At 75.1% G+C, this 13,283-nt stretch carries 12 protein-coding genes; 2 read left to right on the top strand and 10 right to left on the bottom strand.

From position 1 onward, the window contains the following. Nucleotides 1-121: 121 nt before the first annotated feature. Nucleotides 122-1,075, top strand: a complete 954-nt coding sequence (locus D0Z67_RS06225) for an SCO1860 family LAETG-anchored protein (protein WP_031182054.1) — start codon at nt 122-124, stop codon at nt 1,073-1,075. Nucleotides 1,076-1,080: 5 nt separating this feature from the next. Here D0Z67_RS06225 and cobC read toward each other — a convergent pair whose 3' ends face one another. Genes cobC through cobM form a run of 6 tightly spaced genes read right to left on the bottom strand, consistent with a single transcriptional unit; the run spans nt 1,081 to nt 7,362 of the window. After that, a complete protein-coding gene (cobC, locus tag D0Z67_RS06220) occupies nt 1,081-2,133 on the bottom strand; it encodes an Rv2231c family histidinol phosphate aminotransferase CobC (protein WP_031182055.1) in 1,053 nt (350 codons plus the stop codon). Beyond that, nucleotides 2,123-3,043 (bottom strand): sirohydrochlorin chelatase, encoded by a 921-nt coding sequence (locus D0Z67_RS06215; RefSeq protein WP_031182056.1) that lies wholly within the window; start codon nt 3,041-3,043, stop codon nt 2,123-2,125. The genes cobC and D0Z67_RS06215 overlap by 11 nt, the downstream gene beginning before the upstream one ends. Beyond that, nucleotides 3,040-3,627, bottom strand: a complete 588-nt coding sequence (locus D0Z67_RS06210) for a precorrin-8X methylmutase (RefSeq protein ID WP_031182057.1) — start codon at nt 3,625-3,627, stop codon at nt 3,040-3,042. The genes D0Z67_RS06215 and D0Z67_RS06210 overlap by 4 nt, the downstream gene beginning before the upstream one ends. Further along, nucleotides 3,624-5,315 (bottom strand): precorrin-3B C(17)-methyltransferase, encoded by a 1,692-nt coding sequence (gene cobJ / locus D0Z67_RS06205; RefSeq protein WP_031182058.1) that lies wholly within the window; start codon nt 5,313-5,315, stop codon nt 3,624-3,626. The genes D0Z67_RS06210 and cobJ overlap by 4 nt, the downstream gene beginning before the upstream one ends. Next, nucleotides 5,312-6,547 carry a bifunctional cobalt-precorrin-7 (C(5))-methyltransferase/cobalt-precorrin-6B (C(15))-methyltransferase gene (locus D0Z67_RS06200; protein ID WP_031182059.1) on the bottom strand — a complete coding sequence of 412 codons (1,236 nt, stop codon included), beginning with the start codon at nt 6,545-6,547 and terminating at the stop codon, nt 5,312-5,314. Before D0Z67_RS06200 ends, cobJ begins: the two co-directional genes overlap by 4 nt. Further along, nucleotides 6,544-7,362 (bottom strand): precorrin-4 C(11)-methyltransferase, encoded by an 819-nt coding sequence (cobM, locus tag D0Z67_RS06195; protein ID WP_031182060.1) that lies wholly within the window; start codon nt 7,360-7,362, stop codon nt 6,544-6,546. The genes D0Z67_RS06200 and cobM overlap by 4 nt, the downstream gene beginning before the upstream one ends. A 141-nt stretch (nt 7,363-7,503) precedes the next feature. Between cobM and D0Z67_RS06190 the strand changes: the two genes are divergently transcribed. Beyond that, nucleotides 7,504-8,235, top strand: coding sequence for a ZIP family metal transporter (locus D0Z67_RS06190; protein WP_031182061.1), 732 nt, complete (start codon nt 7,504-7,506; stop codon nt 8,233-8,235). 5 nt (nt 8,236-8,240) lie between these two features. Here D0Z67_RS06190 and cobI read toward each other — a convergent pair whose 3' ends face one another. From cobI to D0Z67_RS06170, 4 genes are read right to left on the bottom strand one after another with little or no spacing between them, the layout of a single operon-like run. After that, nucleotides 8,241-8,972 carry a precorrin-2 C(20)-methyltransferase gene (gene cobI / locus D0Z67_RS06185; protein ID WP_031182062.1) on the bottom strand — a complete coding sequence of 244 codons (732 nt, stop codon included), beginning with the start codon at nt 8,970-8,972 and terminating at the stop codon, nt 8,241-8,243. Continuing rightward, nucleotides 8,969-10,558, bottom strand: a complete 1,590-nt coding sequence (locus D0Z67_RS06180; RefSeq protein ID WP_031182063.1) for a cobyrinic acid a,c-diamide synthase CobB — start codon at nt 10,556-10,558, stop codon at nt 8,969-8,971. Before D0Z67_RS06180 ends, cobI begins: the two co-directional genes overlap by 4 nt. After that, complete coding sequence (gene cobO, locus D0Z67_RS06175) at nt 10,558-11,157, bottom strand: cob(I)yrinic acid a,c-diamide adenosyltransferase (RefSeq protein ID WP_031182064.1); 600 nt, start codon at nt 11,155-11,157, stop codon at nt 10,558-10,560. The genes D0Z67_RS06180 and cobO overlap by 1 nt, the downstream gene beginning before the upstream one ends. Then, the gene (locus tag D0Z67_RS06170) at nt 11,157-13,178 is read right to left on the bottom strand and encodes a putative cobaltochelatase (RefSeq protein ID WP_031182065.1); all 2,022 of its coding nucleotides are present in this window, start codon (nt 13,176-13,178) and stop codon (nt 11,157-11,159) included. The genes cobO and D0Z67_RS06170 overlap by 1 nt, the downstream gene beginning before the upstream one ends. Nucleotides 13,179-13,283: the final 105 nt, after the last annotated feature.

Below are 13,283 nucleotides of genomic sequence, written 5' to 3'. Positions count from 1 at the left end.
ATCGAATACGAGGGCGGAAACCCCACGATGGAGTGAAGTAACCCAGGATCGCTGACCGTTCACCCACAGTGCGTAAGGGTTGGCGTGTCCCGAGCACGTTTCTCCTGGGGGTCCCACCGTCTTGAACAGCGAAAACTTCCCGATGCCCGCACGCCGTCTCGCCGCCCTCGCGACGGCCGCCGCCCTCACCGCCGCGCCCCTGATCCTCAGCGCGCGCCCGGCGCACGCCACCGGCGGCCAGGGCCAGGGCCACGCCTCCGCCGCCGTGCTGCGCGCCGGGCTCGACGTCTCCCTGCTCCACCACACCGCCGACGTCCCGCTCAGCCTCTCCCTCAACGAGGTCCAGGCCCCGGGCGACGCCGACCGCACCGCGCTCTCGGCCCGGCTCGACGGCGTGAACGACGGCCGCCCCTTCTCCGTCCTGCGCGCCGACGTCGCCTCCGCCAGAGCCACCGCCACCGACGAGCGCGCCGAGGGCTCGGTCCGCCTCACCGACGCCCGGCTGCACGTGCCCGGCCTGCCGCTGCTCTCCCTGATCGAGGTCGGCACGGTCACCGCCCGCGCCACCTGCGCGGCCGGGGAGGAGCCCGAGGCGGAGGCGAACGCCCTCGGCGCCGTCACCGTGCTCGGCAGGCGCACCACCCTCACCGCGGGCGGCCCCACCGAGGTCCGCGTCCCCGGCGTCGGCGAGGTCCGCCTCGACCTGGCCGAACACCGGACCACCTCCGGCACGGCGGCCGCCACCGCGCTCCGCCTCAAGGTCTCCGTGAACCCGCTCCGGCTGAACGTGGCCGAGGTGACGGGCACCGTCACCCTGGCCGAGGCGAGCTGTGAGACCCCGGCGGGTGAGGAGGAGCCGGCGCCCAGCGAGGCCCCGGAGTCCTCGGCGCCCGCCGCGCCGCGGCCGGAGCGGTCCGGCGAGGCCCCCGCGCCCCGCGTCGAACCCCAGGGCACCCGGAGCAACCTCGCCGAAACCGGTGGCAGTTCGGTCACCCCGTACATCGCGGGCGGCGCGCTGGCCCTGCTCCTGCTGGGCGGCGGCGCGGTGACAATGGCCCGCAGGCGCCGGGGCTGACGCGCTTACGCCAGCGCCGTGCGCAGCGCCTCGACGAACCCCGCCGTCGTCGTCCGGTCCCGGACCGCCACCCGGAGCCAGTCGGGGCCGAGGCCGGGGAAGGTGTCGCCCCGGCGGACGGCGTAGCCCAGGTCGCGCAGGCGGTGGCGTACGCGGTGGGCGTCCGGCAGTTCCAGGAGGACGAAGGGGGCCTCCGCCGGGCCCGTCACCTTGAGGCCGTGCGGGGTCGACTCGGCCAGGGCGGTGAGGAGATGGGTGCGGTCGGCGGCCGTGCGGTGGGCCGCGTGGGCCGCCTCGGCGAGGGCGCGGGGGGCCACGCAGGCCCGGGTCGCGGCCAGGGCCGGGGTGGACACCGGCCACAGGGGCTGGGCGCGCTGGAGGGCGCTGACCGTCTCCGGGGGCGCGAGGACGTAGCCGACCCGGAGCCCGGCCAGGCCCCAGGTCTTGGTGAGGCTGCGCAGCACCACCAGGCCGGGCACGTCCGTCCGTTTGGCCAGCGCCTCCCGCTCACCCGGCACCGCGTCCATGAACGCCTCGTCCACCACCAACGTCCGACCAGGGCGGGCCAGTTGGGTGAGTACCCCGGCAGGGTGGAGCACCGAGGTCGGGTTGGTCGGGTTGCCGACGATCACCAGATCGGCGTCCTCGGGCACCAGCGCCGGGTCCAGCCGGAAGCCGTCCCGCGCGCTCAGCAGCACCCGCTCCACCGTGTGCCCCGCGTCCCGCAGCGCCGCCTCCGGCTCGGTGAACTGCGGATGCACCACCACCGGCCGCCGCACCCGGAGCGCGCGGGCCAGCAGCACGAACGCCTCCGCCGCGCCCGCCGTCAGCAGCACCCGCTCCTCCGGCAGCCCGTGCCGCGCCGCCACCGCCGCCCGCGCGGCCCGATCGTCCGGGTAGGCCGCGAGACCGGTCAGCGAGGCGGCGATCTCCTCGCGCAGCCAGCGCGGGGGCGTGTCCGAGCGGACGTTGACGGCGAGGTCCACCAGGCCGGCCCCGGCGTCACGGACCTCGGCGTCCCCGTGGTGGCGCAGATCGGGCCCGGCGTCAGTGCGCATGGCTGTGCGAGTGGCCGCCGTGGTGGTGATGGCCGTGTCCGTGGTCGTGGCCGTCGTCGTCCGGGTGGAAGTGCGGCTGCTGCGGCTGGCCCACCTTGTCCTCGAAGCCCGGCAGCGCGATCCGGTACACACAGGAGTCGCAGTTCATGCGGAGATCACCGGCGACGGCCTCCGCGTACCGCTCCATCACCAGGTCCAGCAGCTCGGGCTCCGGCCCGATCACGTCCGCCGAGCGCACCTCCACGTCCGGGTGCGCGGCCGCCCACTCCTCGGTCTGCCGCCGCACCCGCTCCGGGAGGATGCCGGTGAACAGGAAGTACGGCAGCACGACGACCCGGCGCGCGCCGAGCCGGGCGACCCGGTCCAGGCCGCTCGGCACGTCCGGCGCCGCCAGCGAGACGAACGCCGTCTCCACGCCCGCGTATCCGCGCCCCTCCCACAGCAGCCGGGCCGCCTTGCACACCTCGGCGTTGGCGTCCGGGTCGGTGGAGCCGCGCCCGACCAGCAGCACGGTCACGTCCTCGCGGGGGGTGCCGGCCAGTGCCTCGTCCAGCCGGCGTTCCAGCACCCGCAGCAGGGCGGGGTGCGGGCCGAGGGGGCGGCCGTAGGTGTAGGTGACGCCCGGATGGCGCTCCTTCTCGCGGGCCAGCGCCGCCGGTATGTCGCCCTTGGCGTGCCCGGCGGACACCAGCATCAGCGGCACGGCGGCGAAGCGGCGTACGCCCCGCTCCACCAGCTCGGTCACGGCGTCGCCCAGCGGGGGCGGGGACAGCTCGATGAAGCCGCCCGCGACGGGAATCTCGGGATGGCGGCGGCCCAGCTCCTTCACGAAGTCACGGAACGCCTCGGCCCCGGCCTCGTCACGGGTGCCGTGTCCGGCGACGAGCAGGGCGGGGGAATGGGGGGTCACGGTTTCTCCTCGGGTGAAGTGGGGTGGTACAGCAGGGCGTTGAGCGCGGCGGCGGCGACCGCCGAGCCGCCCTTCTCGGACACGTTGCTCACGGCGGGCAGCCCGCTCGCGCGCAGCGCCTCCTTGGACTCGGCGGCGCCCACGAAGCCGACCGGCAGCCCGATGACGAGCGCCGGGTCGGCGTCCAGGGTGAGCAGCTCCTCCAGGGCGGTCGGCGCGCAGCCGATCACCCACAGCGCGCCGGGGCCGACCTGCTCGTACGCGAGCCGTATCGCGTGCGCCGAACGGGTCAGGCCGTCGAGGGCCTTGGCCTCCCGCAGCCGGCAGACGGTGTCGCGGCGGGTGATCCCGGCCGCCACCATCTCCACGTCCACGACGACCGGCGCCCCCGCGTGCAGCGCGGTGTGCCCGCGCCGGAGGTCGGCCTCGGCCGTGACGAGGTCGGTGGCGTACTCCAGGTCGGCGGCGGAGTGGATGACCCGCTCCACCACCGCACGGGTCAGCGGCGGGAAGCCGGAGGTGTCCAGGCGGGCGCGCAGCCGCCGGAACGACTCCTGCTCGATGGGGTGGACGACACGGTTCACCGGGCTCCCTCCGGGGCGTGCTGCCAGCGGTAGCCGCGCGGGGTCACCATGCGCCCGGCGATGTTCCGGGTGGCGGTGTTGCCGACGGTGACCACCGTCATCATGTCGACGGTCGCCGGGTCCAGTCCGGCGAGCGTGGTCAGCCGCGCGGACTCGTCCGGCCGGGAGGCGTTGCGCACCACACCGACCGGTGTCCCCGGCTCCCGGTGCTCGGCCAGCACGGCCAGTGCCTTGGGGAGCTGCCAGTCCCGGCCGCGCGAACGGGGGTTGTAGAAGGTCACCACGATGTCCGCCTCGGCGGCCGCGCGCACCCGGCGCTCGATGACCTCCCACGGGGTGTGCAGGTCGGAGAGGCTGATCGACACATGGTCGTGGCCCAGCGGCGCACCCAGGATCGCCCCGGCCGCGAGCGCCGCCGTCACACCCGGTACGCCGACCACGTCGATGTCGTCGGACGCCTCCGCGAGCGCCGGGGAGGCCATGGCGTACACGCCCGCGTCCCCGCTGCCGATCAGCGCCACCGCGTGCCCCTCACGGGCCTCCGCGACCGCCGTACGAGCCCGCTCCTCCTCCGCGCCGAGTCCCGACTCCAGCACCCGGGTGCCGGGCCGGATCAGGTCGCGGATCTGGTCGACGTACTGGTCCAGGCCCACCAGCACCGAGGCGCGCCGCAGTTCGGCGGCCGCACGCGGGGTCAGCAGGTCGCGGGCGCCGGGGCCGAGCCCGACCACCGCGAGCCGCCCCCGCGCGGGACGCCGGACGACCGCACAGGTCGCCATGGCGGGCTTCGCCGTCGACTTCCGCTTGGGCAGCAGGAGTTCGCCGCCCTCCCTGAGCGCGGCGGCCTCCGCCACGGACGGGGTGCCGACCGCCGCGAGGGGCGCGTCGGAGGGGTTCGGCACGGACACGGCGGCCAGTTCGTCCGCCGGGTACGTCACCAGGGGCACGCCCAGCCGCTTGGCGGCGGCCAGGATGCCGGGCTCCTCCGACTTGGCGTCCACGGTGGCGAGTTCCGCCACCGAGCGCACCGAGAGCCCCGCCTCGCGCAGCGCCTCCTCGATCAGCCCGAGCACCTCATCGGCAGGCGCACCCTTGGACGCGCCGACCCCGACGACCAGGGACGGCGGGCGCAACAGCACCTCCTGCGGACCGGGTTGCACATCCCGGTCGGTCAACCGCACGGTGTACGCGCCCTCTTCGGCGAACGGCACCGGCGGCAGCGGCCACGCCAACTCGGCCTCCAGCGCCACCGGTTCCCCGTCCAGCAGCGCCCGCGACACCGCCGCGACCGCGCCCTCGGCCGGCAGGCCGAGGGTGTCCAGGCCGGCCAGGCCCACCGCGTCCGTCGCCGTCGTCACCACGGGCTCGGCGCCCAGCAACTCGGCGACCTCGTAAGCCAGTTCATTGGCGCCGCCGCCGTGCCCGCCGACCAGGGACACCGCGAACCGGCCGCCCTCGTCCACGCACACCACGCCCGGATCGGCCGCCTTGTCCCCGAGCAGCGGGGCCAGCAGCCGGACCGTGGCGCCGGTGGCCAGGAAGCACACCAGCCGGTCGCACTCCGCGAACGCCGCCCGTACGGCCTCCCCGGCCGGGCCCTCGTACACCCGCGTACGGTCCGGCCAGGCCGCGGCCAGCCGGTCGCGGGCCGCCGCCCCCGCCGCGGTGGCGGAAATCAGGCCGATCACTGGACTCCTCCTTCACTCCGTGCCGGGAGGCGGTCGCCCCACAGCAGGAAAACGGGGTTGCCGGCCGCCAGCCGGGTCACATCACCCGGCAGCGGCGCCAGCCGCGAGGACTGCAACAGCACGCCGTCGCAGCTCAGCCCGGCCCGCGTCAGCGCCTCGCGCACCGGGCCGACCCGGTCCAGCGCGGCCACGGCCACCACGACCGTCCGCCGCGCCCGCTCCGCGCAGACACCGACCACGGCGGGCAGGTCACGCCCGCCACCGCCCACGAACACCGCGTCGGGCTCGTCCAGCCCGGCCAGCGCCTCCGGGGCGGTGCCGTGCACCACGCTCACGTCGACGCCATGGGCGCGGGCGTTGGCCCGTACCCGTCCGGCGCCGTCCTCGGTCTTCTCCACGGCGGTCACGGCCGCGCCGAGCCGCGCGCACTCCACGGCCACCGAGCCCGAGCCCGCGCCCACGTCCCACACCAGGTCGCCCAGGCGCGGTCCGAGCCGGGCGAGCGCCAGCGCCCGCACCTCGAACTTGGTGATCATCGAGTCCCGGTGCGCGAACGCGTCCTCCGCGAGCGCCCACCGCGCGGGCCCGGCACCGGGACCGGCGACCGTGCGCGGACCGTCCGGCGTCCGGGTCTCGTCCAGGCACAGCACCACGCTCACCGCCGGACCCCAGTCCCGCGCGGCGGCCTCGGCGGGCGTCACCCGCTCCACCCGCTCCCGCTCCGGATCACCGAGCGCGCGCACCACGACCAGCACCCGGCCCGTACCGTCCAGCCGGGCACCCAGCTCGGCCGGACCCGCACCCGGACCGGTCAGCACGGCCACCTTCGGGCGCGCCCGGCAGACGTTCACCGCGGTGCGCAGATCCCGCCCGTGCGCGCTCACCACGACCGCGTCGTCCCAGGTCAGCCCAAGCCGGGCGAAGGCACCGGCCACCGAGGACACCCCGGGGCGTACATCGAGCAGCCCGGCGCCGAAGCGTTCCGCCAGCACCCGCACGATCCCGAAGAACCCCGGATCACCCGAGGCCAGCACCACCACCGGGCGCTCCTCGGCGACATACGTGCCGATCGCGTCCAGGGCGGGCGCCAGCGGGCCGAGCACCACGCGTGCCGCGCCCCCGGGCACCGGCGCGGCGTCCAGATGGCGCCGCCCGCCGACCACCAGCTCCGCCCCGGCGAGCGCGTCCGGCGGGAGCGGGGTGCCCGTGCCCGCGCCGACGACCGTGATCAACTGCTCGCCCCCCGCTCACGCAGCGCCCGCCGCGCCTCCGGGTCGGCCTTGCGGAAGCCGTGGAAGTGGCCGGGGTGGTACAGGTGCGAGCGGGTGCCGTGCGCGTCCAGCGCGGCGCCCACCAGGAACAGGGTGTGCTTCCACAGCTTGTGCTCCTTGACCGTCTCCTCCAGCGTGCCGATCGTGCACCGCACCACCAGCTCCTCCGGCCAGGTCACCTGATGGGCGACCACGACCGGGGTGGACGTCGGGTAGCCGCCCTCCAGCAGCTCCCGCACCAGCTGGCCGCTGCGCGCCGCCGACAGGAACACCGCCATCGTGGTGCCGTGCCGGGCGAACTCGCGCACCTCCTCGCCGGGCGGCATCGGCGTCTTGCCGCCGCCGAGCCGGGTCAGGATCACCGACTGGGCCACCTCCGGGATGGTCAGCTCCCGCCCGGCCAGCGCGGCCACCGCCGAGAACGACGACACGCCCGGCACGATCTCCGTGGCGATCCCGACCTCCGCGCACCGGTCCAGCTGCTCCTGGGTGCCGCCCCACAGCGAGGGGTCGCCGGAGTGCACCCGGGCCACCTTCAGGCCCTCCGTCCGGGCACGCCGGTACACGGCCACCACGTCCTCCAGGGAGAGGGTCGCCGAGTCGAGGATCTCCGCGTCCGCGCGGGCGTGCTCCAGCACCTCGGCGCGGACCAGGCTGGCCGCCCAGATCACCACGTCCGCCTCGGCGATCGCGCGGGCGGCGCGGAACGTCAGCAGGTCGGCGGCACCGGGCCCGGCACCGACGAACGTCACCTTGCCGGCGGGGGCATCGGCCATGGGAAGGGTCCTCTCCTACGGGAAGCCCGGACGCGTGGTCGCGGTCCGGGGGTCAGTGGACTGGGGTGAATGTCAGGGTCTGGCGAGGTTTGCGGGGCGCACGATGTGCGCACAGGGCCCCGCATCGGATAGCAAGGGCCTATGGCGGTCCTTGTCGCGCTCGGCGCGTTCCTGATGACGCTGGCCGGCGGCTGGACGGCACAGCGCGTGACCGACCGTCGCCACCTGGTCCTCGGCCTGGCCGGCGGCCTCATGCTGGGCGTGGTCGGACTCGACCTGATGCCCGAGGCGCTGGAGGCGGCCGGTCACAAAGTCTTCGGCGTACCCGCCGCGCTGGTGCTGTTCGTCGCGGGGTTCCTGCTGGCCCATCTGGTGGAACGTCTCCTCGCCGGCCGTCAGGCCGCGCACGGCGCCGCCGAGCACAGCCACCGCGCGCCCGAGGTCGGCCTCACGGCGGCCGCCGCGATGGTCGGGCACAGCTTCATGGACGGCGTCGCCATCGGCGCCGCCTTCCAGATCGGCGGCGGCATGGGCCTGTCCGTCGCCCTCGCCGTGATCGCGCACGACTTCGCCGACGGCTTCAACACCTTCACCATCACCAGCCTGTACGGCAACGCCCGCCGCCGGGCCGTCGCCATGCTGGTCGCCGACGCCTGCGCGCCGATGCTGGGCGCGCTGTCCACGATGTTCGTGCACATCCCCGAGCCGCTGCTCGGCGGCTACCTCGGCCTCTTCGGCGGCGCGCTGCTCTACCTCGCCGCCGCCGAGATCCTCCCGGAGGCCCACCACGACCACCCGGCCCGCTCCACCGTGCTGTGCACCGTCGCGGGCGCGGCCTTCATCTGGCTGGTGGTCGGCCTCTCCGGCGGCTGACCCCCTCACAGCTTCCCGCCCCGGCCGCCGTCGCGCCGGGGCGGCGCTATGAGCGTCGACAGGTACGGCAGCGCGTCGCCGTCCAGCTCGGCGGCCGGCCGCACCGACTCCTCCGGCAGGCCCAGCGCCGAGCCCCACACCGCGTCCTGAAGCCGGCCGGCCTCCCGCAGCGCCTCCGCCACCTCGGCCGCGTGCCGCCCGAACTTGTACGCCACCACGGTCCCCGGACCCGCCAGCGCCTCCTTCAGCGCCGCCTCGCCCGCCGTCACCGGGACCAGCGTCAGCGGCTCGGTGCCCTCGGTCAGCACCGCGCCCGACCTCGCCGCGAGATCCTGCATCGCCGTGATGCCGGGCACCGTCTCGACCACCAGCTCCGGCAGCAGCTCCTTCATCGTCTGCGCGAGGTAGGTGAAGGTGGAGTACACGTTGGGGTCGCCGATGGTCGCGAACGCCACGTACGCGTGCTCCCGCAGCAGCTCCGCCACCCGCGCGCCCGCCGCGTCCCACGCGGCCTCCCGGCGCGCGCGGTCCGTCCGCTCGTTCAGCGCGAACACCACCCGTACGATCTTCTGCCCGGCCACGTGGTGCAGCACCGTCGCCTCCGCACGGCCCCGCTCCAGGGTGTCCATCACCGGTACGACCACCACATCGGCGGCCCGCAGCGCGTTGACCCCCTTCACCGTCACCAGCTCCGGGTCCCCGGGACCCACTCCGACCCCGACCAGCCTGCTGCTCATGAAGTCCGGCACCTCTCCGTGAATCTCCGGGCCACCCCGGGCTCCGACGCCCAGTGCGTATGCAGATAACTCGCGTGCACGCCCTGCTGCACGAACCCCTCCACCCGCCTCCCGGGTGCGACGACCCCCCACGCGGGCGCGGGGCCGGCCCCCGGCTCGACCACGGTCCGATGGAACTCGTGCCCCCGCATCCGGGTCCCCGCCACCGCCAGCACGCTGTCCCCCACGGCCACGGCATCCCGGTACCCGAGCGTCAGCCGCTCGCCCATCCGCGCGGACGCGTCCAGCACCCCGCACATGGGGACGCCGTCCAACTCCCGGCACAGATAGAGCAACCCGGCACACTCGGCCGCCACGGGCGCCCCGGAGAGCGCCAGCGCGGCAATCTCCTCACGCAGCACCTCATTGGCCCCCAGCTCACCGGCGTACACCTCGGGAAACCCCCCACCGACGACAAGCCCCCGAGTCCCCTCAGGCAACCGCTCATCCCGCAGAGGGTCGAAGGTGACGACTTCCGCCCCGGCAGCGGCCAGCAACTCGGCGTGCTCGGCATAGGAAAAGGTGAACGCGGCTCCACCGGCAACAGCAATGACAGGACGCTCGCTTGCGGAGGGGCCCGTGACGCTGCTGATGCCGTGGTGCTCGCTTGCACCGGACGCGCCGGCGGCGTGCGCGGCATGCTCACTCGCGGAGGGGCGCTCGGCGCCGGCGAGGGCTGGGCGCTCGCTCGCGGCGACGGCGCCCACGGGACGCTCACGCAGGCCAGACCCGCGCTCCGTCACCCCGCCCGGCCGCCCCGACCCCTCGTCCCGCCTCTCGACCGACCGAGACGGGTGGTCGTGGCTGGCCAAAGAAAGGGCCTCAGCCGGAGACCACCCGCCACCCGGCAACGCCCCCGCACTCCGCGCCAGCGCCATCAGCGCATCCAAGTCGCACCCGGCAGCAACCTGCGCCCCCATCGCCGCGACCGCAGACACAGCGGCAGCACCCCGCTCAGCGACCGGTACCAGACCCAGATGCCGAGAAGGCGTCTCCACCTGGGCCGCCCGCCGGAGCACGCCCAGTACTGGCACCCCCGCCTCGTCCAGCGCCTCCCGCAGCAGAGCCTCATGCCGGGCAGACCCCACCTTGTTGAGGATCACACCCCCGATCCGCACCCCCGCATCCCAGGACGCGAACCCATGCACCAGCGCCGCCACGGACCGCGACTGCGACGACGCGTCCACCACCAGCACCACCGGCGCCCGCAGCACCTTGGAAACCTGCGCCGTGGACGCCAGCTCCCCCTGCCCCGCCGCCCCGTCGTACAGCCCCATCACACCCTCGACGACAGCGAGATCACACCCCCGCGCCCCGTGCGCGAACAGCGGAGCGACCAGCTCCGGCCCGCACAGATACGCGTCGAGATTCCGCCCCGCCCGCCCGGTGGCGAGCGCGTGATACCCGGGATCGATGTAGTCCGGCCCCACCTTGTGCGGAGACACGGCAAGCCCCCGCGCGGCGAACGCGGCCATCAGCCCCGTGGCGACGGTGGTCTTCCCGCACCCCGACGAGGGCGCGGCGATGACCAGCCGGGGAACGGACATCACCACTCGATGCCCCTCTGCCCCTTCTGCCCGGCGTCCATCGGGTGCTTCACCTTGGACATGTCGGTCACGAGGTCCGCGAACTCCACCAGCGGGCCCGGCGCGTTGCGCCCGGTGATCACCACATGCTGATTCCCCGGCCGGGAACGCAGCACCGAGACGACCTCCTCCGTGTCCACCCACCCCCAGTGCATCGGGTACGCGAACTCGTCCAGCACGTACAGCCGGTACGTCTCGGCGGCCAGGTCCCGCTTGACCTGCGCCCACCCCTCCCGAGCCTTCTCCTCGTTGTCGAGCTGGGCGTCCCGCTGCACCCAGGACCACCCCTCGCCCATCTTGTGCCAGTCGACGGTCCCGCCCTCGCCGGAGGCGCCGAGCACGCGCAGCGCGTTCTCCTCGCCGACCTTCCACTTCGCCGACTTGACGAACTGGAACACCCCGATCGGCCACCCCTGGTTCCAGGCCCGCAGCGCCAGCCCGAACGCGGCCGTCGACTTGCCCTTCCCGATCCCGGTGTGCACGACCACCAGCGGACGATTGCGCCGCTGCCGCGTCGTCAACCCGTCGTCCGGCACCACACTCGGCTGCCCCTGCGGCACTACGCTGCCCTCCTCGAAGTCGTCCCCCGCACATCCCTGACCAGCCCGGCGATGGCGTCCGCCCGCAGCTCGTCCAGCGTCACCGCCGTACCCCCCAGCTCCTCCGCGAGCCGCCCCGCGAGCCCCAGCCGCACCGGCCCCGACTCGCAGTCCACGACCACCGAGGCCACCGACTCCGCGCCGAACAGCCGCGCCGCACGCCCCGCCAGCGCCACCGGCTCCGGACCACCGGTCGCCCGGCCGTCCGTCACCACGACCAGCAACGCCCGCCGGGACGGGTCCCGCAGCCGCTCCACCCGCAGCACGTCGTGCGCCTTCAGCAGCCCCGCCGCCAGCGGCGTGCGGCCGCCCGTCGGCAGCGACTCCAGCCGGACCGCCGCCGCGTCCACCGACGAGGTCGGCGGCAGCGCCACCTCGGCGGCCGTACCCCGGAAGGTCACCAGGCCGACCTTGTCCCGCCGCTGGTAGGCGTCCAGCAGCAGCGACAGCACGGCCCCCTTCACCGCGCTCATCCGCTGCCGCGCCGCCATCGAACCGGAGGCGTCCACCACGAACAGCACGAGGTTCCCCTCGCGCCCCTCCCGCGCCGCCTGCCGCAGATCGTCCCGGCGCAGCACCAGCCCCGGCCCCGACCGGCCCCGTGCCCGCTGATGCGGCGCGGCGGCCCGTACGGTGGCCGCCAGGTGCAGCTTGGTCAGCGTCCCGCGCGGCCGCAGCGCGCCGGTGGTCCGCCCGCGCTCGGTCCGCGCCCGCGAACGCCGCCCGGCCGCACCCGCGCCGACACCGGGCACGGTCAGCGCCTTGGTGCGGAACGGCTCCGCCGCCCGCGCCGGCGCCTGCTCACCCGCACCGCCGGCGGCCGGCTGGGGCTCACCGTCCGCCCCGTCCCCGCCGGCTTCCGGCTGCGCACCGGCGTCCCCGCCCTGCGGACCCTCCTCGGGCGAGGGCGACGGCTGCCCGCCGCCACCGGGCCCATCCGGATCGGGTTCGGGATCGGGATCGTCGTCGTCCCCGGCCGACTCCTGGAGCGTCTGGTCGAGCTTGTCCTCGTCCAGACCCGGCGCGTCGAAGGGGTTGCGCCGACGGCGGTGCGGCAGCGCCAGCAGCGCGGCCTGCCGCACGTCCTCGGCGAGCACATCGCTCCGCCCGTCCCACGCGGCCAGCGCGGTCGCGGTGCGCGCCATCACGATGTCGGCCCGCATGCCGTCCACCTCGAAGGCCGCGCAGGTCGCCGCGATCTGCTTCAGCGCCCCGTCGCCCAGCCGCACCTTGGGCAGCAACTCCCGTGCCGAGACGATGCGTTGCCGTACGGCACGCTCCTCGTCCGCCCAGCGCGCCGCGAAGGCCGCCGGATCGTCGTCGTACGCCAGCCTGCGCCGTACGACCTCCACCCGCTGATCCGGCTCCCGCGAGGCCGCGACCTCCACGGTCAGCCCGAACCGGTCGAGCAACTGCGGGCGCAGTTCGCCCTCTTCGGGGTTCATCGTGCCGACGAGCAGGAACCGCGCGGCATGCCGTACGGAGACCCCCTCGCGCTCGACGTAGGAGGCGCCCATCGCGGCCGCGTCCAGCAGCACGTCCACCAAGTGGTCGTGCAGCAGGTTGACTTCGTCGACGTAGAGGATGCCCCGGTTGGCCGACGCCAGCAGGCCCGGCTCGAACGCCTTGACCCCCTCCGCGAGTGCCCGCTCGATGTCCAGCGCCCCGACCAGCCGGTCCTCGGAGGCCCCCACCGGCAACTCGACCATCCGCGCATCCCGCGCCTCGGCCCCCTCCCCGGTGTGCGGCCCGTCCGGGCAGGTCGGATCGGGGGCAGCCGGATCACAGGAGAACCGGCATCCCGCGACCACCTCGACCTCGGGCAGCAGCGCCGCCAGCGCGCGGACGGCGGTGCTCTTGGCGGTGCCCTTCTCGCCGCGCACGAGGACGCCGCCGACAGCCGGCGAGACCGCGTTCAGCAGCAGCGCCAGCCGCAGGTCGTCCTGACCGACGACAGCGGTGAACGGAAAGGGGGTGGTCACGCTGCGATCACTCCTTCGAGGGACTGATGTGCTGATAGGGCGCCGTGCGCTGCGGTGCCTGCGATGCTGCTCACGTGCTCCCCGCAGGCGCGGGGGTGGTCCGAC

The organism is Streptomyces seoulensis (assembly GCF_004328625.1).
GTDB lineage: Bacteria > Actinomycetota > Actinomycetes > Streptomycetales > Streptomycetaceae > Streptomyces > Streptomyces seoulensis.
This window is presented reverse-complemented; position numbering and strand designations above follow the sequence as displayed.